Here is a 20,512-nt window from a genome sequence, read left to right on the forward strand (position 1 = left end):
CTGGCGGCTTTAGCGCGGTGGTCCCACCTGACCCCATGCCGAACTCAGAAGTGAAACGCCGTAGCGCCGATGGTAGTGTGGGGTCTCCCCATGTGAGAGTAGGGAACTGCCAGGCATCAATTTAGAAGAACCCCGTACCGTAAGGTGCGGGGTTTTTTGCTTTGGGCGTTAGAAAACACGCCGGATGACGGCTTCGCCTTATCCGGCCGAGGAAACCTGTCGGCCCGGTAAGCGCAGCGCTACCGGATATGGATCGCACGGCAAAGAGAAACAAGAATACTAAAGAAGGGATTTATAAACGCAGAAAAGCAAAAACCCAGCCATAGGCTGGGTTCTTTAAATAGTGGTGCCCGGACTCGGAATCGAACCAAGGACACGGGGATTTTCAATCCCCTGCTCTACCGACTGAGCTATCCGGGCAACGGAGCGCATTAAACCGTAATCGCGACCGGGCGTCAACACTATTTCGGGAAAAACGGTTCAACTGCTTAACTTTACGGCAATGTGCTGGCTTCTGCAGCAAAAAGCTAAACTACGCTTACGTCAACGCCCCACCCATTCGGCACTGGGCAAAGCGCAGAATATCTTCCGCCAGGCGGTGGGCCGTATCCACATCGGCCTGGCTACGGTTCACCAGCATACGGCTCAGGCAGCCTTCCAGCACCAGCTCCATCTGTTTAGCTACCATTGCCGGGTCATCCACTTCCAGACGGGTCAGCAGCTCGTGAGTGAAGTCATGCGCTGCCCGCTTTTGCTGATCCGCCAACTGATGGATAGGGTGACCAGGATCGGGGAAATAGGTACAGGCGGCGATGAACAGACAACCCGGATAGCGGTTGTTGCTGACGCATTCGGTCAGGGCCGTATAGCGCGCCAGCAACTTTTGTTCCGCGGTCAGCTCTTCATTCAGCATCAGCTGCCTGCGCCAGACATCAACCTGCTGGCTGAGATAGCGCAGGGCATCATAAAGCAGCGCCTCTTTATCCGGCCAGAAGCGCTTAAGTTCATCCACGGGGTAATCGATACGGTCGGCTACCATCTCAAGCGTGGTGCTGGCGATCCCTTGAATCTCAAGTAATTGCAGGGCTTGTCCCAGTACGTCTTCGCGTTGCACGGTTTTCTCCTCCGCTATTCCCAACGGTTTGTCCCGTCTAAAGTGTTGTTTACGGTTGGCGATTGCGCAAATGCGCGCTGAATGCCGTTGCATCCATAAACCCGGTGACACGCTGTTCTGGCTGCTCTTCCCCCTGTTCATTGAAGAACAAAATGGTGGGCAGACCAAGAACGTTAAGGTGTTTCAACAGCGCCTTGTCCTGCGCACTGTTGGCGGTGACGTTTGCCTGGAGCAGCAGCGTCTCATTCAGCCCGCGTTGCACCTGTGGATCGCTAAAGGTGTATTTTTCAAATTCTTTGCAGGCGACACACCAGTCTGCATAGAGATCGAGCATCACCGGTTTACCTTTCGCCTCCGCCAGAGCGCTGTTGAGTTCTTCCACGTTCTTAATCTGGGTGAAGTTCAGATGCGCCTGCATCTGACCCACGGGCGAACCAAACGCCCAGTCCTGCAGCGGGCGTACGCTCACCAGCGCGGCGGCGAGCAGAAGAATTTGCACCAGGCGCATCCACGCTTTTTTCGCCCCCAGGCTGACGATAAACGCCCAGGCAAAGAAGGTTACGCCGAGCATCGCCCACAGGCGCATACCCCAGACGTCACCGATGATGCGTTCGAGAAGGAAAACCGGCAGCGCGAGGATGACAAAGCCAAACGCAGTTTTCACCGTATCCATCCACGGGCCGCTCTTTGGCAGCAGGCGGTTGCCAAATACTGTCACCAGCATCAGCGGCAGACCCATGCCCAGCGCATAGAGATAAAGTGTCCCGCCCCCAAGCCACATATTACCGCTCTGGGCGATATAGAGCAGGATGGCGCTCAGCGGGGCGGTGGTACAGGGAGAGCAAATTAATCCGGCGATGGCCCCCATGACAAACACGCCACCTGCCGATCCCCCTTGCTGACGGTTACTCATCAACGTTAAACGGGTTTGCAGCGCCGACGGCAGCTGCAGGGTAAACAGGCCGAACATCGACAATGCCAGCAGGATGAAGACAACCGACAAGCCAATCAGCACGTAAGGGTGCTGAAGGGCGGCCTGGAACTGTAACCCCGCAGCGGCAACCACAAGGCCAAGGGCGGTATAGGTTAACGCCATCCCCTGCACATAAATAAAGGCCAACAGCAGGGCGCGTGCGGTGGAAAGGCGTTGCTTACCCCCCAGCACGATGCCGGAGATAAGCGGATACATCGGCAGTACGCACGGAGTAAAGGCAATGCCAATGCCAATCAGTAAGGCCCAAAGCGCTGAGAATGGAAGGTCTGACGCGGCTTCGCCTTCTCCCCTCACCCTAGCCCTCTCCCCAGAGGGGGGAGGGGAAAAGGCGGCAGCAGCTTTCACTTCGCTGAGCGGAACGATCTTCGTTTCTGGCGGATAGCAGAATCCGGCATCCGCACAGCCCTGATAGGTCACCGTCAGGGTCGCGCCTTTATCCGCCTGATTCACGGTAACAGGCACGCTTAAGCGCTGGCGGTAGATCTCACTCTTGCCGTAAAACTCGTCCTTGTGCCACTCGCCAGCAGGCAGTTGTAAAACCCCTACGTTTGCCTGGGCAGGATTAATGCTTACCTGCTTGCGGTAGAGATAATAGCCCTCTTTCACCTGCCAGGTGAGGGTCAGGTCGTGCTGGTTTTGTTGAAAATCAAAAACAAACGCCTGATCGGCCGGAATGAAGTTCGAACGGCCGGGCGCGTCAAACAACCCGGCAAAGACTGATGTGCTGCACAGCAGCAGGATCAGCGTAAGGAAGCGTTGAGCCATGAGAGATAGTCGTTATCACCGTGGAGCACGGGCAATACCAGCAGCTCCGGAGTTTGGTAAGGATGATGAGATTTGAGGCAGTCGAGCAGTGCCTGCTGATTCGCCTGATTGGTTTTGAGCAACATCTGGACTTCGTACTCCTGCTCCAGTTTGCCCTCCCAGTAGTAAAGGGAAGTGGCACCGGGAAGGAGCGTTACGCAGGCGGCCAGTTTTTCGGCCAGCACTTTGGCGGCGAGATCCTGGGCGGAAGCTTCATCAGGGGCGGTACACAGTACGACAACAGCATCAGGCGTGTTCATAAGTCGACCTCCTCATCACGAAAGGCTTCACTATATCACGCAAGACAACGGGTCATTAATGAAACGGGCCGCAGAGCGGCCCAATTTTAACTATTTTTACAACCCGCAACGGTTTACAGCACCACGCCCCCGATGATAAAGCCGAGGATGACACACAGCGTAATCGCGACCACACCCGGGATCAGGAATGCATGGTTAAACACGTACTTACCGATACGGGTAGAGCCGGTGTCATCCATCTCTACCGCCGCCAGCAGGGTTGGGTAGGTTGGCAGCACGAACAGGGCAGAGACGGCAGCAAACGAGGCGATGGCGGTTAACGGCGTTACGCCCAGCATCAGTGCCGCAGGCATCAGCGCTTTGGTGGTCGCCGCCTGAGAGTAAAGCAGAGTGGCAGCAAAGAACAGCACGACCGCCAGCAGCCACGGATAGTTGTGCAGCAGGTCGCCGGCGACGGTCTGGATATCACTGATGTGCGCTTTCACGAAGGTATCACCCAGCCAGGCTACACCCAGCACGCACACACAGGCGCTCATACCGGATTTGAAGGTGCTGGCGTTCAGCACTTCGCTGGTATCAATTTTACAGGTGATGCTAATCAGCGTGGCGATGGTCAGCATGAATACAACGATCGCTTCGTTACGCGGCAGGACCGGGTTCTGGATCAGACCTACGGTGTCACTGATGGCGGTCGCGTAGAACATGACGGCGACGATACCGATCAGGAACAACACCACAGAACGTTTTGCGTGTGGCTTCAACTTGAAGACCTGGCTGCCGCGCAGGCTCACTTCACCCTTGGCAAGGCGTTCCTGATAAACCGGATCGTCTTTCAGTTCAGCGCCAAGGAAGTTACACAGCACGGCGGTGATCATCACCGCAATCAGCGTTACCGGAATACAGATCGCCAGCAGTGTCAGGTAGCTCACGCCCATAGGTTCCAGGATACCGGCAAAGAACACCACCGCCGCGGAGATAGGCGAGGCGGTTATCGCAATCTGGGACGCCACCACCGCAATAGAGAGTGGGCGAGAAGGACGAATACCCTGCTCTTTTGCCACTTCGGTAATCACCGGCAGCGTGGAGAAGGCGGTGTGGCCAGTACCGGCGAGAATGGTCATAAACCAGGTCACCAGCGGAGCAAGGAAGGTAATGTATTTTGGATGACGGCGCAGCATACGCTCCGCCAGACTGACCAGATAGTCCATGCCGCCAGCCACCTGCATGGCGGCGATAGCGGCAATAACGGCCATGATGATTTCGATAACGTCAAACGGGATAGCGCCGGGTTTAATCTGAAAGATAAGGGTAAGAACGAGCACCCCGAGACCGCCGGCAAAACCGATGCCGATACCCCCGAGTCTTGCTCCCAAATAAATCGCCAACAGGACGATGACGAGTTCTGCTCCAAACATAAGGACCTGCCTTGCTTATTAACAAGTTGATATTGAATTGTTGTATTTTGGTAACGCCTAAAAAGAAAAAAGGCACGTCACAAGTGACGTGCCTTTCGGAAGCTTAGCCTGAACGGTTACTGTTCGCTTTCATCGGTATATCGTTTCGCTTTATATGCCGGGTGCATCAGGTTCTGGGCCGAGAAGATATCGTCCAGCTCGGCTTCGGTCAACAGCCCGCGCTCCAGCACCACTTCACGCACGCTCTTACCGGTTTCGGCGCAAATCTTACCGACGATGTCGCCGTTGTGGTGACCGATGAACGGGTTGAGGTAAGTGACGATCCCGATGGAGTTATAGACATAACCTTCACAGACTTCTTTATTCGCTGTGATGCCGTTAATGCATTTTTCCAGCAGGTTGTAGCAGGCGTTAGTCAGGATGTGGATGGATTCGAACATCGCCTGACCAATCACTGGCTCCATTACGTTCAGCTGCAGCTGACCCGCTTCGGAGGCCATGGTCACGGTCGTATCGTTACCGATGACTTTGAAGCACACCTGGTTCACCACTTCTGGCACTACCGGGTTTACTTTGGCCGGCATGATGGAGGAACCCGCCTGCAGTTCTGGCAGGTTGATTTCGTTCAGGCCAGCGCGCGGGCCGGAAGAGAGCAGGCGCAGGTCATTACAAATTTTGGACAGTTTCACCGCCAGACGTTTCAGGGCGCTGTGTACCATGACGTAGGCGCCGCAGTCTGAGGTGGCTTCAATCAGGTCTTCTGCAGGCACAACTGGCAGGTTAGAAACTTCCGCCAGCTTCTGTACCGCCAGCTGCTGATAGCCGTCCGGGGTGTTCAGACGTGTACCGATGGCGGTGGCGCCCAGGTTCACTTCCAGCAGCAGTTCGGAGGTGCGCAGCAGGTTTTTCGTTTCTTCATTCAGCAGCACGTTAAACGCGTGGAACTCCTGACCGAGGGTCATTGGCACCGCGTCCTGCAGCTGGGTACGACCCATTTTCAGGATATCCTGGAACTCAACCGCTTTGCGCTGGAAGCCATCGCCCAGCTGGTTGATCGCGTCCACCAGTTTCACCACAGAGGCATACACCGCGATACGGAAGCCGGTAGGGTAGGCGTCGTTGGTGGACTGGCATTTGTTCACGTGGTCGTTCGGGTTCAGGTACTGGTATTCACCTTTCTGGTGACCCATCAGCTCCAGGCCAATGTTTGCCAGTACTTCGTTGGTATTCATGTTGACGGAGGTACCCGCGCCGCCCTGATAGACGTCAACCGGGAACTGGTCCATGCATTTGCCGTTGTTCAGCACTTCATCGCAGGCCGCGATAATCGCATTTGCCGCGCTTTTAGGAATGGTTTGCAGCTCTTTGTTGGCCAGTGCTGCGGCTTTCTTCACCATCACCATGCCACGGACAAACTCAGGGATGTCGCTGATTTTGCTGTTGCTGATGTAGAAGTTTTCAATCGCTCTCAGAGTGTGGACACCGTAGTAGGCATCCGCTGGAACTTCCCTGGTACCCAACAAGTCTTCTTCGATACGAATGTTGTTTAACATGTGAACCTTCTTTTCAAGCTGCCGATGGATTGTACTAAACACACAGTATTTATGTGGTTTTGAATATTTTCTGGCCGACGATTATTCCCTCAATCAGCCAGATGCCCGAGATCATATGCTGATGATAGCGAATTGCCGTAATCTGGATCACTTATTATCGACCCGATTCCATGATAATTATTAATCTGTGAAATGAGTCACCGCTTTAATATTTCCAAAAAAAATATCCGTGCAAACTGATTGAATTTTCGCTAACCGTCACCATCTCATACGAACGCGCGTCGCGAACACATTCAGACAGGGGCTTGATGGCCCCTGCCACACAGGAGATGCCAGTGCGCTGGATACCGTTTATCGCTTTCTTTCTCTATGTTTACATTGAGATTTCCATTTTCATCCAGGTCGCCCATGTGCTGGGCGTCCTGCTGACCCTGATTCTGGTGATTTTCACCTCCGTCATCGGCATGTCGCTGGTGCGTAACCAGGGCTTCAAAAATTTCCTGATAATGCAGCAGAAGATGGCCGCAGGCGAAAGCCCGGCAGCAGAGATGATCAAAAGCGTATCGCTGATTATTGCCGGTCTGCTGCTGATCCTGCCGGGGTTCTTCACCGACTTCCTCGGCCTTCTGCTGCTACTGCCGCCGGTGCAAAAGCACCTGACCATGAAGCTGCTGCCGCATCTGCGCTTTAGCCGTATGCCGGGCGGTGGTTTTAGTACCGGGCCAGGGGATACCTTTGAAGGGGAGTATCAGCGTAAGGATGAACAACACGACCGTTTAGATCACAAAGACGATCGGTGATTTTGTTGCCCGGTGGCGCTTCGCTTACCGGGCCTGTTAAAGCGCCAGCCACAGCCCCGCCAGCATGATAATGGCGTACAGACTTTTCCACCCCACCATCGCCAGTAACAGCAGGCAAAGCATACCTCCCACCGCGGCCAGGGCTTTATAGCGACCGCTCAGCAGACGGCAACCCGCCAGCATGCACAGCAGATAGATCATGATGAAAATACCGTTGGCGTAGACGATGAGCGCGTCCAGATTGATCTTCAGTGCGTAAATGCACAGCGTACTCACCACGCAGCAGCCCAGCACGGCATTCAGGGCATTCAAGGGAAACTGACGTTTAGACAGACGCGCAAGGCGGCTCCGGGGTTTCTCTCGCGCCTGTGACCACACCAGACGGGCAAAGCTCTGGATGTAAATATTCAGGCTGGCAAAACAGGCCAGATAGCCAATAACGCAGGCGATCCAGAGCGCCTTCACGCCAAACAGTTCAACCACGATACCCGGCAGTGATGCCGCGGCGGCGAGATCCGCTCCGAAAGCGTTGAAGTGCAACACCAGCACGGTACAAGCCCAGTAGACCGTGCCTGCCAGCAGCAGGCCTATCATCAGCGCGCGGGGAAAATCACGTTCAGGCTGCTTAAATTCCGACGCCAGATGGGCAAAGGCTTCCAGACCGACAAAGCACCAGAACATGACGGAGAGCGCGGCAAAAAGCTGTGAGTGGTCGATGTCTGTCACGGCCGGGAAGGGGATCTCTTTTACGGTGATATCGCCCGCCCACCAGATAGCGGCAACGAGCGCGACAATCAGCACCGCAACCAGTGTCTGCAGGTTGGCGCTGGAGCTGGCTCCGCGCGAACCCACCCACCAGACGATAGCCAGCGTACCCAGTTCGGCCAGCAGCAGTTGCTCGTCATGCCAGCCAAACAGCGCCTGGCCAAAGCCGGTCGCAATATGCAACGCCGCAGGCAGCCCAACTGGAATGACGGAGAGAAACAGCCAGCCGGTCACACGCTCCAGTCGCGGGCCAAAGGCCAGCCCGACAAAATGCGCCACGCCGCCCGCGCTGGGGAAATGCCGCCCCAGGATGGCAAACACAATGGCAATCGGGAAAACCAGCACAATCAGAACGGGCCACGCCCACAGACTGTTATTGCCGGCTACCAGTGCCGCCAGTGCGGGTACGGCGAACACGCCCGTTCCTAACAAGGAGGTTGAGAGCAGGCCAACGCCTTGCGCCAGCCCCAGTTCCTGCTTGAGTCCACTCATTGACATCGCCCAGCCAATACCAAAAGAGAGGCGATGGTAACACTTTCGCAAATTTTTTTTTCAACTCCCCCTTGAAGGGGTAAAAAGCTATCCCCATCTCTCAGGGCACTAGTCGGAAAACCGCATGCGGGCCGGCGTCATCCATAACTGATAATGACTTTCTCAAAGGAGAGCTATCAATGAGTATTCGTCCGTTACATGATCGTGTGATCGTCAAACGTAAAGAAGTTGAAACCAAGTCTGCTGGCGGTATCGTTCTGACCGGTTCTGCAGCAGCCAAATCAACGCGTGGCGAAATCATCGCTGTCGGTAAGGGCCGCATCCTGGAAAACGGAACTGTGCAGCCACTGGACGTTAAAGTTGGTGACATCGTAATTTTCAACGATGGCTACGGCGTGAAATCCGAGAAGATCGACAATGAAGAAGTGTTGATCATGTCCGAGAGCGACATTCTGGCAATTGTTGAAGCGTAATTTACGCACGAGAATTTGAGGAAATAAGAACATGGCAGCTAAAGACGTAAAATTCGGTAACGACGCTCGTGTAAAAATGCTCCGCGGCGTAAACGTACTGGCAGATGCAGTTAAAGTGACCCTGGGCCCGAAAGGCCGCAACGTAGTGCTGGATAAATCCTTCGGCGCGCCAACCATCACTAAAGATGGTGTGTCTGTTGCACGTGAAATCGAGCTGGAAGACAAGTTCGAAAACATGGGTGCGCAGATGGTGAAAGAAGTTGCCTCTAAAGCGAACGACGCTGCAGGCGACGGTACCACCACCGCGACCGTACTGGCGCAGGCGATCATCACCGAAGGTCTGAAAGCCGTTGCGGCAGGCATGAACCCAATGGATTTGAAACGTGGTATCGACAAAGCTGTCGCTGCTGCTGTTGAAGAACTGAAAGCACTGTCCGTACCGTGCTCTGACTCTAAAGCCATTGCTCAGGTAGGTACCATCTCCGCTAACTCCGACGAAACCGTGGGTAAACTGATCGCAGAAGCGATGGACAAAGTCGGTAAAGAAGGCGTTATCACCGTTGAAGACGGTACCGGTCTGGAAGACGAACTGGACGTGGTTGAAGGTATGCAGTTCGACCGCGGTTACCTGTCTCCATACTTCATCAACAAGCCAGAAACTGGCGCTGTTGAGCTGGAAAGCCCGTTCATCCTGCTGGCTGACAAGAAAATCTCCAACATCCGCGAAATGCTGCCAGTGCTGGAAGCCGTTGCAAAAGCAGGCAAACCGCTGGTTATCATCGCTGAAGATGTTGAAGGCGAAGCGCTGGCAACGCTGGTGGTCAACACCATGCGCGGCATCGTGAAAGTGGCTGCGGTTAAAGCACCTGGCTTCGGCGATCGCCGTAAAGCGATGCTGCAGGATATCGCTACCCTGACCGGCGGTACCGTGATCTCTGAAGAGATCGGTATGGAGCTGGAAAAAGCGACCCTGGAAGACCTGGGCCAGGCAAAACGCGTTGTGATCAACAAAGACACCACCACCATCATCGATGGCGTGGGTGAAGAAGCCGCTATTCAGGGCCGTGTGGGTCAGATCCGTAAGCAGATCGAAGAAGCGACTTCCGATTACGACCGTGAAAAACTGCAGGAGCGCGTAGCGAAACTGGCAGGCGGTGTTGCGGTAATCAAAGTAGGTGCTGCGACCGAAGTTGAAATGAAAGAGAAGAAAGCGCGCGTTGACGATGCCCTGCACGCGACCCGTGCTGCGGTAGAAGAAGGCGTTGTTGCGGGTGGTGGTGTTGCGCTGGTGCGCGTTGCCGCGAAACTGGCTGGCCTGACTGCGCAGAACGAAGATCAGAACGTGGGTATCAAAGTTGCGCTGCGCGCAATGGAAGCTCCTCTGCGTCAGATCGTGTCCAACGCCGGTGAAGAGCCATCCGTCGTGGCGAACAAAGTGAAAGCGGGCGAAGGTAACTACGGTTACAACGCAGCCACTGAAGAATACGGCAACATGATTGACTTCGGTATCCTGGACCCAACTAAAGTGACCCGTTCTGCTCTGCAGTACGCGGCATCTGTAGCGGGCCTGATGATCACTACCGAGTGCATGGTGACCGACCTGCCTAAAGGCGATGCACCAGATTTAGGTGCTGCAGGTATGGGCGGCATGGGCGGTATGGGCGGCATGATGTAATCGTGCGCTTTACCGCTTAGAATGTGAAAAACCCCCGGGCAGAAATGCTCGGGGGTTTTTCTTTTGGTCATCTTTTAGGTATAAGATTTACACACGGACAACTACTGTCCAGCTTATTGAAAACGAGGAATAACATGCGCGTAAAAGTCTGTGCAGGGATCGTAGGGGCAGCGTTGCTGCTGGCAGGTTGTAGTTCCAGCAATGAGCTGTCGGCAGCGGGCCAGGGTGTTCGCTTTGTAGAAGATAAGCCGGGCAACGAATGCCAGCTGTTAGGCACGGCAACCGGTGAGCAAAGTAACTGGATGTCAGGCCAGCATGGCGAAGAGGGCGGTTCAATGCGCGGTGCGGCGAATGCCCTGCGTAACCAGGCTGCGGCAATGGGCGGTAACGTGATTTACGGCGTGAGCAGCCCAACGCAGGGAATGCTGTCCAGCTTCGTGCCCACGGCCAGCCAGATGAGTGGCCAGGTCTACAAGTGCCCGAACTGATCGCCTTCTACTCTCACCCTTAGCACCTGTAGGGCAGGTAAGCGTAGCGCCACCTGCCTTTTTAGCTCTGCCTTAGCTGCAAATCCAGCGGCGTCTTGCTCGGCTCACCGCCAATCTCACGTGCCAGCTTCGGCACCATATAGCCTGACACCAGCGTTAGCAGTTCACGCACGATCTGCCGGGCCTCTTCATCCGTCACCATGAAATGGGCTGCGCCCTGAACGCGATCAAGCACGTGCAGGTAATAGGGCAACACGCCTGCATCAAACAGGGCATTGCTCAGGTCAGCCAGTACGCGGGCGCTATCATTCACGCCACGCAGCAGAACGCTCTGGTTCAACAGCGTTACCCCCGCCTTACGCAGACGCGACATCGCCGCGCGAAATGCATCGTCAATTTCATTGGCGTGGTTAATATGATTTACCAGCAGCACCTGCAACCGGGACTGCTCCAGTCGCGCCACCAGAGCGTCAGTGACACGTGCCGGAATGACAATCGGTAAACGGCTGTGAATGCGCAGACGCTTAATGTGCGGGATGGCTTCAAGCTGAGTCAGTAGCCAGTCCAGCTCATGATCTTTCGCCATCAGCGGGTCGCCACCGGAAAAAATAATCTCATCCAGCTCCGGATGGGCGGTGATATAGTCCAGCGCGACCTGCCAGTTGCGTTTATTGCCCTGGTTTTCGGCATACGGGAAGTGCCGACGGAAGCAATAACGACAATTTACCGCACAGCCGCCTTTTACCAGCAGCAGGGCGCGGTTGAGGTACTTGTGCAATAAACCTGGCACTACGCTGTTCTGTTCTTCCAGCGGATCGGTACTGTAGCCCGGCGCGGTAATGAACTCATCCTGAGAAGTAAGCGTCTGTTTTAACAAAGGATCGTCTGGGTTGCCTTTCTCCATTCTGGCAACAAACGCGCGGGGAACGCGCAGGGCAAAGAGGCGCTTAGCCTCCCGGCCTGCAAGCAACTCTGGGTGCTGATCGAGGTCTAAAAGACGCAGCAATTCATCAGGACTGGTGATTACATCGGCAAGTTGCGATAACCAATCTTCTCTGGACGGGGTGTTTAGGGTTACAATATGCGCCATTTTGTGGCTTAGCTACCAGTTAACAAATTTAGAGGGCCTTATGGCAACGTACTATAGCAACGATTTTCGTGCTGGTCTTAAAATCATGATGGACGGCGAACCGTACGCGGTTGAAGCCAGCGAATTCGTTAAACCAGGTAAAGGCCAGGCATTCGCACGCGTTAAGCTGCGCCGCCTGCTGACCGGTACCCGTGTTGAGAAAACCTTCAAGTCTACTGACTCCGCAGAAGGCGCTGATGTTGTTGATATGAACCTGACTTACCTGTACAACGACGGTGAGTTCTGGCACTTCATGAACAACGAAACCTTCGAGCAGCTGTCTGCTGACGCGAAAGCCATTGGCGACAATGCCAAATGGCTGCTGGATCAGGCTGAGTGCATCGTTACCCTGTGGAACGGCCAGCCTATCGCAGTGACTCCACCTAACTTTGTTGAGCTGGAAATCGTTGAAACCGATCCAGGCCTGAAAGGTGACACCGCAGGTACCGGCGGTAAACCAGCCACGCTGTCTACCGGCGCTGTGGTTAAGGTTCCTCTGTTCGTACAGACTGGCGAAGTGATCAAAGTGGATACCCGCTCCGGCGAATACGTATCACGCGTGAAGTAATCATAAGGGTGCAGCGCCCGCTGCGCCTGTTTTTTGCAGGCAGGGATGATGAAACGTACCGTTAAAATTCTGCTTCTGTTAGCGCTCTCCGCTGTATTGCTTTCCGGCTGCAACACCACGCGTGGCATGGGACAAGACATCCAGGATCTCGGCCATATCATTTCGCACGCCGCCAGCTAAGTTCGTCTAATTTTCCTAAAAATGCTTCCTTTTCCGTCAAGTGGCGGGATCTTGTCTATTCTTAAGTTGCTATACACAAAACAACTTTGGCTATAAAAGGAAGATATTATGGTTAAGAAGACAATTGCAGCGATCTTTTCAGTCCTGGTACTTTCTTCAGTATTAACAGCCTGTAATACCACGCGCGGCGTCGGTCAGGATATTTCTGAAGGTGGTAGCGCAATCTCTGGTGCGGCAACAAAAGCTCAGCAGTAATGCATAAACGGTACGGGACCACACGGGTTTCGTACCGTCAGCTTTCCGATTCCTGCAGGGATAAAAACGGTGAAAAACGCGTATCCATATGCAACTTCATACGAATATTGCGTTTATAGGTATAGACCGTTTTGCCGTTGATACTCAGGTGAGCGGCAATCTTCTGATTGCTGGCGCCATCCATCCATAACGTCAGTACTTTCTCTTCCTGTCGGGTCAGCAAGGGAGCCGCCATCGTTGGTCTGTCGGCGCTTGCGCGCGAGATTAATGCATCGTTGATGGCCGTAGCCACTTCTTCAAGACTGGCGTTTTTCAGCAACGACGACCATACCGGGAACTGCCCGAGCCAGTCTGTCATGCCGCTGTCCTCGCCCGATTGCAGCAAAATAAACGGTAACCGTTCACTGGCATTAAGCAAAGAAGAGAGCTGCTGAACATGGTGAATCTCCTGCCTGAAGCCGAACAGGTCAGCGATAACCAGCGTGGGTTTCCATTGCAGAATATGCTCCCTGGCCAGGAAAAGATTATTCAGGCCGGTCACAACATAGTGTCCCGGGAACAAACCGGAATGATTGAGCCATGCTTCAAACCCCGCGCGGGTGAAGTGACAACGGTCAATCAAAAGAATTTTGAACATATTTTATTCGCAGTCGGCTAGTGGTTTGGCTTCCTGCCATCAGAAAGCATATCATCATAGAGAAGTCGGATGAGTGCTAAATGCCGGAACTACGCGCCTTACTGCGGCTATTTCTTGCCTTAACGTGTTCAGCAAAAAGGGATTGAAAAAAAATCTCTCGCTAACCACAATAGGGGGCGTAATCTCTGCCTTACGGGACGACCCGTAAGCGTTTCTTTCACCGGGGACGGCCCCAACTTGCATTAAGTTAAGGAGCCTGAAATGTCCTGGATCATTCTTTTCATTGCCGGTCTGCTCGAAGTGGTGTGGGCGATTGGCCTCAAATACACTCACGGCTTTACCCGCCTGACGCCCAGCGTCATTACCGTGACCGCGATGATAGTGAGTATTGTATTGTTGTCCTGGGCGATGCGATCGCTGCCTGTGGGGACCGCGTATGCCGTCTGGACGGGCATTGGTGCGGTGGGCGCTGCCATCACGGGGATCCTGCTGCTCGGTGAGTCAGCGAGTCTGGCACGCATTGCCAGCCTCGCGCTGATTGTTGCCGGGATCATTGGGCTGAAACTCAGCACCCATTAATGGGGTTGTTTTACCCAGATGAGTTTTGACACATCAAACCCTTGCCGGGTCGCGACGTCCAGCATCTGCTGTTTCATCTCCGATGAAAGCGTTGGCGTGCGGGAGAGTATCCACAGGTAGTTGCGATCCGGCCCGCAGACCAGGGCATGGCGATACTCTCTGTCGAGGGCGATCACGTTATACCCGCCATAGAAGGGGCCAAAGAACGAGACTTTGAGCGCGGCTCTTCGCGGATCGCCGGTGAAGTACGCTTTCCCAACCGACTGTTGCCACATCTCCCTGTCGGGATTATAGCCACGGTTGATCACCTGAATACCGCCATCATCCAGCGGGCTGTAATGCGCCGTAACCTTCTCTAAGCCCTGCTCAAACCGATGGTCGAGACGCGCGATTTCATACCATGTTCCGAGGAAGCGTTGTGCATCAAAAGGCGTGACGACGGTTACGCCAGGAGGTGGGGTAGGGGAACTGCAGGCAACCACTAAAAACGCGGCTGTCACCGCGGCGATAACAGGCAGAATGCGCATAGGAGTTTCCTTACTGTTTTTTGTTAAGTGTAGATGACAGCAGGAAAAATGCGGCGGATTGTGCGGTGTGTTTCACCGGGCGGCGAAGTCGCCACCCGGCACTGTTTTACTGCAGCGCGTCGAGGATACGGTATGCCGTCTCAACGCGTGCCGGATTCGGATAGCTTTTATTCGCCAGCATCACAATGCCGAGCTGTTTTTCAGGAATAAATGCCACGTAGCTCCCAAACCCACCGGTTGAACCCGTTTTGTGTACCCAAGAGGCCTTAACCGGCGGTACCGGGGGATTGACTTCTCTGGCAGGCAACGGCGCCAGCGCCACCTTATTGTCGCTGCCCCCGATCACGGTTTTGGCATCGACCGGCCAGTTCAGCATTTCCCAGCCTAACCCCTGATACATGGCACCCACGCGCCAGTAGCGGGACTGTGCCAGGGCTATCCCTTGTTTGAGAGAGCTATCCTGAAGGGCATCGGGGGCCATGTTTGCCATCACCCAGCTCGCCATATCTTTCACGTTGGTTTTTATGCCATAGGCTTCAGCGTCCAGCATCCCTGGAGAAACGTGTACCGCTTTACCGTCACGGTATCCCCAGGCGTAATGCGCCTCTTCCGCTTTTGGTACGTTAATCCACGTATGGTCGAGCCTGAGCGGCTTAAAGACCCGCTTCGTCATGGCCTCTTCAAAACTCATGCCGGAAGGTTTAACCGCGAGAGCACCAAAAAGACCGATGCTGGCGTTGGCATAAAGACGCGTGGTGCCCGGCTTCCACTGCGGCTGCCAGTTTTGATAAAAGCGCAGCAGAGAGGCGTTGTCAGTGACGTCATCCGGTACCTGTAACGGCAACCCCCCTGCGGTATAGGTTGCCAGATCCAGCATGCGAATGCCCTGCCACTGTTTTCCTGTCAGTTCAGGCCAGTACCTTTTCACTGGATCGCCCAGTGAGATTTCACCGCGAGCAATCGCATCGCCACCCAATACGCCGGTGAAGGTTTTACTTATAGAGCCCAGCTCGAACAAGGTTAGAGGCGTAACAGGTTTATTCGCCGCGACATCCGCTTTACCAAAGGTAAAGTAGTGCGGCTGACCCTGATAAATTACCGCCACCGCCATACCCGGAATGGCCTGCGCGTTCATCAGCGGCGTAACGGCACGCTCCACCACTTTAGCCAGCTGTTTTTCTGACATGGGGGCGGCGAAGGCAGAGCAGGCAACGCTGAGCAGCAGGGCACAACTTAGGGATTTTTTCATCATCAGTTATCTTCCATAATCGCAGTTCGAGGGAGTGTCCGGGCCCGTCAGACCACTGTAGTCTGTTGGATTTGACTGTGGCTGACAAACGGTTAAATTTAGCATTAGCTGTTAATTTTTCTAACGGACGAGACCATGACACGCAGCTATCTTCCCCTCAATTCGCTTCGGGCGTTCGAAGCTGCCGCCAGACACCTTAGTTTTACGCATGCCGCTATCGAACTGAATGTCACCCATTCCGCGATCAGCCAGCATGTGAAGGCGCTGGAGCAGCACCTGAACTGCCAGCTGTTTGTCCGCGTGTCGCGCGGGCTGATGTTGACCACAGAAGGCGAGAACCTGCTGCCGGTACTGAATGATTCGTTCGACCGTATCGCCGGTATGCTGGATCGTTTTGCCAGCCATCGGGCGCAGGAGAAGCTGAAAATTGGCGTGGTGGGGACGTTTGCCACCGGAATGTTATTGTCGCAGCTGGATGATTTTCGCCGCTGCTATCCACATATTGATCTTCAACTTTCGACTCACAACAATCGCGTCGATCCGGCAGCCGAAGGGCTTGATTACACCATCCGTTATGGCGGGGGAGCGTGGCACGGTACGGAAGCGACGTTTCTTTGTTCTGCGCCGCTGGCGCCGCTCTGCACGCCTGACATCGCTGCCGCGTTGCAGACCCCGGCCGATATCCTGAAGTTTACCCTGCTGCGCTCTTACCGGCGCGATGAGTGGAGCGCATGGATGCAGGCGGCAGGAGAAAACGCTCCTTCACCAACGCACCGCGTGATGGTATTTGATTCGTCTGTGACCATGCTGGAAGCCGCGCAGGCAGGCACCGGTATTGCTATTGCCCCCGTTAATATGTTTACCCATCTGCTGAACAGCGAGCGCATTGTGCAACCTTTTACGACGCAGATTGACCTCGGCAGTTACTGGCTCACGAGGCTGCAGTCACGAGCCGAAACCCCGGCAATGTGTGAGTTTACCCAGTGGCTGGTGGGGAAAATGCAGAAATAACAGGCCCGCCGGACGGCGGGCCAGAGGAGTCAGATCGTGACCACGGCAATCAGCGTCACCACGGTCAGGATGGTCGCCAGACCGTAGAACACCCATTTGCCGCTCGGGACATGGATTTTCAGGTCATGCATCGCATGATGAATACGGTGCAGTCCACACCACAGCGGCAGGACGATCATCAGGAAGATGAACACGCGACCGATAAAGCTGCTTGCGAACGCCAGGACGCGTTCGTAGCTCAGCGCATCGCCCGGAAACAGCCCCAGTGGCAGCATAATGCCCACCAGCAGGATGATGACAGGAGCGATGATGGCACTCCACATGCCGCCTGCGCCAAACAGACCCCAGAAAACCGGCTCGTCAGAACGTTTTGGATTTGGATTGATCACAGTAGTCTCCTTACCAGAACAGTGCGACAAACAGAATGACCACAGTGACGAGAACTGTCACTGCCCAGAGCCCTTTAATGACGGGTTCTGGCCCCATTTTCTCGTCTTTAATGATGATATTCGCCGCTTTTGGCGCCAGTTCAAACCAGGTTTTGGTATGAAGCAGCGCAGCCGCGAGCACAATCAGGTTCAGCACGACAATGATTGGGTTTTGCAGGAAGCCAACAAAATTCGCCCAGGCTTCCGGGCCATGCTTGAGGGCAAATACCCCATACATCAGCTCCAGGCTGAACCAGACCGCCGGTACTGCCGTGCCTTCACGCAGCATGTAGAAGCGATAAAACGGCAGATTTTTCCACCAGGTGGACGGCACTGGCCGCACATAGGCTTTGCGTTTAGTCGTCATCATGCACTCCTTAGCGTGGTTTCAGGGTAGCGATAAGAAAGTCTTTCGAGCTTTCCACTTTACCCTGCTGAATGGCGGCGGCCGGGTCGACATGCTTCGGACAGACTTCGGAGCAATAACCCACAAATGTACAGCTCCAGACACCGTTCTGGCTGTTAAGCTGCGCCATACGTTCTTTTTTACCGTGGTCACGGCTGTCTTCGTTATAGCGGTGCGCCAGGGTAATGGCGGCCGGGCCAATGAACTCAGGATTCAGGCCAAACTGTGGACAGGCGGCGTAGCACAGACCGCAGTTGATGCAGCCGGAGAACTGATGGTATTTCGCCATCTGGGCCGGCGTCTGGGTGTTGGGACCCTGATCCGGCGTGCGCGGATTGCCAATAATGTACGGCTTGATGGCTTCCAGACTTTCGATAAAGTGGGTCATATCGACCACCAGATCGCGCTCAATCGGGAAATTGCCCAGCGCTTCCACCTTGATGCCTTTGGTATAGTCACGCAGGAAGGTCTTACACGCCAGCTTCGGCACTTTGTTGACCATCATGCCGCAGGAGCCGCAGATTGCCATGCGGCAGGACCAGCGGTAGCTCAGGTCCGGTGCCAGGTTATCTTTGATATAGCCGAGCGCATCCAGCAGGGAGGTTTGCTCGTCATAAGGCACTTCGTAGAAAGCGCTATGCGGCGCGGTGTCCACCTCCGGGTTGTAGCGCACCACTTCAACTTTCAGTTTTTGCATCTCAGCCATTCGCCTTCTCCTTCTTCTCGGCGGCTTCTGCTTCTGCACCGTACACGCGTTTTGCCGGTGGCAGCGTGGTGATTTTCACGTCGCTGTAGTCCAGACGTGTGGTGCCATCTGCATTGCGCCAGGCGAGCGTGTGTTTCAGGAAATTGACGTCGTCACGTTCGGTACAGCCTTCATCGAGACGCTGGTGTGCCCCGCGTGACTCTTTACGCGCCAGCGCAGAGTGCGCCATACATTCCGCCACGTTCAGGCCGTGACCCAACTCGATGGTATAGAGCAGGTCGGTGTTGAAGACGCTGGAGGTATCGGTGATGCGAACGCGTTTGAAGCGCTCCTGCAGTTCCGCCAGCTTATCGACGGTTTTTTGCATCAGCTCAGGGGTACGGTAGATACCGCAGCCCTCTTCCATCGACAGACCCATTTCATCACGAATTTTAGACCAGTTTTCGTTACCCTCCTGGTTCACCAGGTCTTTCAGCCGTTTTTCAACGTCGGCGACCTGCGCGTCCAGCGCGGCACTGTTGGCTTCGGCTGCGGTAGCCGCTCGCTCCATCGCGCGCTCACCCGCCATGCGGCCAAAGACGACCAGCTCCGCCAGCGAGTTAGAGCCAAGGCGGTTGGCGCCGTGCAGACCCACAGAGGAACACTCGCCCACGGCGAACAGACCTTTGATGCGGGTTTCGCACTGCTGATCGGTTTCGATCCCGCCCATGGTGTAGTGCGCCGTTGGGCGGACCGGAATCGGCTCTTTCACCGGGTCGACACCCACGTAAGCTTTCGCCAGCTCACAGATGAACGGCAGACGTTCCAGCAGTTTCTTCTCGCCGAGGTGGCGCAGGTCAAGATGGACCACATCGCCGCGCGGCGTGGAGATGGTGTTGCCTTTACGCCACTCGTGCCAGAAGGCCTGGGAGACTTTGTCACGTGGACCGAGCTCCATGTATTTGTTCTTCGGCTCACCGAGGGGTGTTTCCGGACCCATACCGTAATCCTGCAGATAGCGGTAGCCGTTTTTGTTGACCAGAATACCGCCTTCACCACGGCAGCCTTCCGTCATCAGAATGCCGGAGCCGGGCAGGCCAGTAGGGTGATACTGCACAAACTCCATATCGCGCAGCGGTACGCCGTGGCTGAGCGCCATGCCCATGCCGTCACCGGTGACGATGCCGCCATTGGTATTGTAACGGTAGACGCGTCCCGCACCGCCCGTCGCCATCACCACCGCATTGGCGCGGATCTGGACGAGCGTGCCTTCCATCATGTTCATCGCTACCAGGCCGCGCGCATGGCCGTCGTCGACCAGAATGTCGAGGACGAAATGTTCGTCAAAGCGCTGAATTTGTGGGAACTGAAGAGAGGTCTGGAACAGGGTGTGCAACATGTGGAAGCCGGTTTTATCGGCGGCGAACCAGGTGCGTTCTATTTTCATACCGCCGAAGCGGCGAACGTTGACGCTGCCGTCCGGACGGCGGCTCCACGGACATCCCCACTGCTCAAGCTGGGTCATCTCCGTTGGACAGTGGTGGACAAAGTAGTCAACGACATCCTGTTCGCAAAGCCAGTCGCCCCCTGCAACCGTGTCGTGGAAATGGTATTCAAAGCTGTCATGATCCTGCGCAACGGCGGCGGACCCTCCTTCTGCGGCCACCGTGTGGCTGCGCATAGGGTAGACTTTAGAAATCAATGCGATTTTAGCGTTGGGATTAGCCTGCGCTGCAGCAATCGCAGCACGTAATCCAGCCCCGCCAGCGCCTATTACGGCAAGATCGGCCTGAAAAGTTTGCACGACATTCCTCCAGATTTTTGTTATTTCGCAAGGCGACAAACTAAAGGTAGTTCACCTGTCCAAATGGACGATTGCGAAAGCGTTTCCACTGCTCCTTTATGGGTAAAACAGTATAACCGTGTAGATGTCAGGGAAATTTGACGTGTTCGATTTTTTTGCTGTTCTCTTCGGTGATTTATCACGGAGATTGATGAATTGCGTCACGCAATTGCTCACGTATA

The 20,512-nt window shown here is 54.9% G+C and carries 23 protein-coding genes, 1 tRNA gene and 1 rRNA gene; 10 read left to right on the forward strand and 15 right to left on the reverse strand.

Annotated elements, in window-relative coordinates:
- Window positions 1-115: ribosomal RNA gene (rrf, locus tag GM298_RS16580) — 5S ribosomal RNA — on the forward strand.
- A 229-nt stretch (window positions 116-344) separates the two neighbouring features.
- On the opposite strand, the gene GM298_RS16585 is transcribed toward rrf, so the two are convergent.
- The 6 genes from GM298_RS16585 to aspA all read right to left on the reverse strand — a co-directional run bounded on the left by GM298_RS16585 (window position 345) and on the right by aspA (window position 6,140).
- A tRNA-Phe gene (locus tag GM298_RS16585) sits at window positions 345-420 on the reverse strand.
- Between the two features lie 118 nt (window positions 421-538).
- The gene (locus GM298_RS16590; protein WP_025758219.1) at window positions 539-1,114 is read right to left on the reverse strand and encodes a transcriptional regulator; all 576 of its coding nucleotides are present in this window, start codon (window positions 1,112-1,114) and stop codon (window positions 539-541) included.
- Between the two features lie 49 nt (window positions 1,115-1,163).
- Window positions 1,164-2,873, reverse strand: a complete 1,710-nt coding sequence (locus GM298_RS16595; protein ID WP_266154616.1) for a protein-disulfide reductase DsbD — start codon at window positions 2,871-2,873, stop codon at window positions 1,164-1,166.
- Entirely contained in the window at window positions 2,849-3,172 is a 324-nt protein-coding gene (cutA, locus tag GM298_RS16600; RefSeq protein WP_025758221.1) for a divalent cation tolerance protein CutA, read from the reverse strand. Before cutA ends, GM298_RS16595 begins: the two co-directional genes overlap by 25 nt.
- Before the next feature lie 113 nt (window positions 3,173-3,285).
- On the reverse strand, window positions 3,286-4,587 hold the full coding sequence (locus GM298_RS16605; RefSeq protein ID WP_013095257.1) for an anaerobic C4-dicarboxylate transporter: 1,302 nt from the start codon (window positions 4,585-4,587) through the stop codon (window positions 3,286-3,288).
- Between the two features lie 116 nt (window positions 4,588-4,703).
- A complete protein-coding gene (gene aspA, locus GM298_RS16610; protein WP_003855923.1) occupies window positions 4,704-6,140 on the reverse strand; it encodes an aspartate ammonia-lyase in 1,437 nt (478 codons plus the stop codon).
- Window positions 6,141-6,475: 335 nt separating this feature from the next.
- On the opposite strand from aspA, the gene GM298_RS16615 reads away from it, so the two are divergent.
- Window positions 6,476-6,940 carry an FxsA family protein gene (locus tag GM298_RS16615; RefSeq protein ID WP_025758222.1) on the forward strand — a complete coding sequence of 155 codons (465 nt, stop codon included), beginning with the start codon at window positions 6,476-6,478 and terminating at the stop codon, window positions 6,938-6,940.
- Between the two features lie 36 nt (window positions 6,941-6,976).
- Here the strand turns inward: GM298_RS16615 and yjeH are convergent, their stop codons facing one another.
- Window positions 6,977-8,197, reverse strand: coding sequence for an L-methionine/branched-chain amino acid transporter (gene yjeH, locus GM298_RS16620; RefSeq protein WP_266154618.1), 1,221 nt, complete (start codon window positions 8,195-8,197; stop codon window positions 6,977-6,979).
- 179 nt (window positions 8,198-8,376) lie between these two features.
- Between yjeH and GM298_RS16625 the strand changes: the two genes are divergently transcribed.
- From GM298_RS16625 to GM298_RS16635, 3 genes are all read left to right on the forward strand, one after another.
- Window positions 8,377-8,670, forward strand: a complete 294-nt coding sequence (locus GM298_RS16625; RefSeq protein WP_003855929.1) for a co-chaperone GroES — start codon at window positions 8,377-8,379, stop codon at window positions 8,668-8,670.
- Window positions 8,671-8,701: 31 nt separating this feature from the next.
- Entirely contained in the window at window positions 8,702-10,345 is a 1,644-nt protein-coding gene (gene groL / locus GM298_RS16630; protein ID WP_025758225.1) for a chaperonin GroEL, read from the forward strand.
- A gap of 134 nt (window positions 10,346-10,479) precedes the next feature.
- Window positions 10,480-10,833 carry a DUF4156 domain-containing protein gene (locus GM298_RS16635; protein ID WP_025758226.1) on the forward strand — a complete coding sequence of 118 codons (354 nt, stop codon included), beginning with the start codon at window positions 10,480-10,482 and terminating at the stop codon, window positions 10,831-10,833.
- A gap of 61 nt (window positions 10,834-10,894) precedes the next feature.
- On the opposite strand, the gene epmB is transcribed toward GM298_RS16635, so the two are convergent.
- The gene (gene epmB, locus GM298_RS16640; RefSeq protein ID WP_025758227.1) at window positions 10,895-11,923 is read right to left on the reverse strand and encodes an EF-P beta-lysylation protein EpmB; all 1,029 of its coding nucleotides are present in this window, start codon (window positions 11,921-11,923) and stop codon (window positions 10,895-10,897) included.
- A gap of 40 nt (window positions 11,924-11,963) precedes the next feature.
- Here epmB and efp point away from each other — a divergent pair, with 40 nt between their 5' ends.
- The 3 genes from efp (at window position 11,964) to ecnB (ending at window position 12,965) form a co-directional block, all read left to right on the forward strand.
- Window positions 11,964-12,530: an elongation factor P gene (gene efp, locus GM298_RS16645; protein ID WP_025758229.1), complete on the forward strand. Its 567-nt coding sequence runs from the start codon at window positions 11,964-11,966 to the stop codon at window positions 12,528-12,530.
- 48 nt (window positions 12,531-12,578) lie between these two features.
- On the forward strand, window positions 12,579-12,710 hold the full coding sequence (locus GM298_RS16650; protein WP_045286609.1) for an entericidin A/B family lipoprotein: 132 nt from the start codon (window positions 12,579-12,581) through the stop codon (window positions 12,708-12,710).
- Window positions 12,711-12,818: 108 nt separating this feature from the next.
- A complete protein-coding gene (gene ecnB / locus GM298_RS16655; protein ID WP_003025482.1) occupies window positions 12,819-12,965 on the forward strand; it encodes a lipoprotein toxin entericidin B in 147 nt (48 codons plus the stop codon).
- Between the two features lie 37 nt (window positions 12,966-13,002).
- On the opposite strand, the gene GM298_RS16660 is transcribed toward ecnB, so the two are convergent.
- Window positions 13,003-13,602 carry a helix-turn-helix transcriptional regulator gene (locus GM298_RS16660; RefSeq protein ID WP_095450406.1) on the reverse strand — a complete coding sequence of 200 codons (600 nt, stop codon included), beginning with the start codon at window positions 13,600-13,602 and terminating at the stop codon, window positions 13,003-13,005.
- 261 nt (window positions 13,603-13,863) lie between these two features.
- Between GM298_RS16660 and sugE the strand changes: the two genes are divergently transcribed.
- A complete protein-coding gene (sugE, locus tag GM298_RS16665) occupies window positions 13,864-14,181 on the forward strand; it encodes a quaternary ammonium compound efflux SMR transporter SugE (protein ID WP_006178944.1) in 318 nt (105 codons plus the stop codon).
- Here the strand turns inward: sugE and GM298_RS16670 are convergent.
- Both GM298_RS16670 and blaACT read right to left on the reverse strand, forming a co-directional pair.
- Window positions 14,178-14,708 carry a lipocalin family protein gene (locus tag GM298_RS16670; protein ID WP_025758235.1) on the reverse strand — a complete coding sequence of 177 codons (531 nt, stop codon included), beginning with the start codon at window positions 14,706-14,708 and terminating at the stop codon, window positions 14,178-14,180. The two genes, sugE and GM298_RS16670, sit on opposite strands and share 4 nt — an antisense overlap.
- A 106-nt stretch (window positions 14,709-14,814) precedes the next feature.
- Window positions 14,815-15,960, reverse strand: a complete 1,146-nt coding sequence (gene blaACT / locus GM298_RS16675) for an ACT family cephalosporin-hydrolyzing class C beta-lactamase (protein WP_266154622.1) — start codon at window positions 15,958-15,960, stop codon at window positions 14,815-14,817.
- Between the two features lie 132 nt (window positions 15,961-16,092).
- On the opposite strand from blaACT, the gene ampR reads away from it, so the two are divergent.
- A complete protein-coding gene (gene ampR / locus GM298_RS16680) occupies window positions 16,093-16,968 on the forward strand; it encodes a LysR family transcriptional regulator AmpR (RefSeq protein WP_025758237.1) in 876 nt (291 codons plus the stop codon).
- 29 nt (window positions 16,969-16,997) lie between these two features.
- Here the strand turns inward: ampR and frdD are convergent, their stop codons facing one another.
- From frdD to frdA, 4 genes are read right to left on the reverse strand one after another with little or no spacing between them, the layout of a single operon-like run.
- On the reverse strand, window positions 16,998-17,357 hold the full coding sequence (gene frdD / locus GM298_RS16685; RefSeq protein ID WP_000609653.1) for a fumarate reductase subunit FrdD: 360 nt from the start codon (window positions 17,355-17,357) through the stop codon (window positions 16,998-17,000).
- A gap of 10 nt (window positions 17,358-17,367) precedes the next feature.
- The gene (gene frdC, locus GM298_RS16690) at window positions 17,368-17,763 is read right to left on the reverse strand and encodes a fumarate reductase subunit FrdC (protein ID WP_025758238.1); all 396 of its coding nucleotides are present in this window, start codon (window positions 17,761-17,763) and stop codon (window positions 17,368-17,370) included.
- Between the two features lie 10 nt (window positions 17,764-17,773).
- Window positions 17,774-18,508: a fumarate reductase iron-sulfur protein gene (frdB, locus tag GM298_RS16695; RefSeq protein ID WP_028016426.1), complete on the reverse strand. Its 735-nt coding sequence runs from the start codon at window positions 18,506-18,508 to the stop codon at window positions 17,774-17,776.
- Complete coding sequence (frdA, locus tag GM298_RS16700; protein ID WP_266154626.1) at window positions 18,501-20,291, reverse strand: fumarate reductase (quinol) flavoprotein subunit; 1,791 nt, start codon at window positions 20,289-20,291, stop codon at window positions 18,501-18,503. Before frdA ends, frdB begins: the two co-directional genes overlap by 8 nt.
- Between the last annotated feature and the right edge of the window lie 221 nt (window positions 20,292-20,512).

It is taken from the genome of Enterobacter sp. HSTU-ASh6, from assembly GCF_026319105.1.
Classification (GTDB): domain Bacteria; phylum Pseudomonadota; class Gammaproteobacteria; order Enterobacterales; family Enterobacteriaceae; genus Enterobacter; species Enterobacter sichuanensis.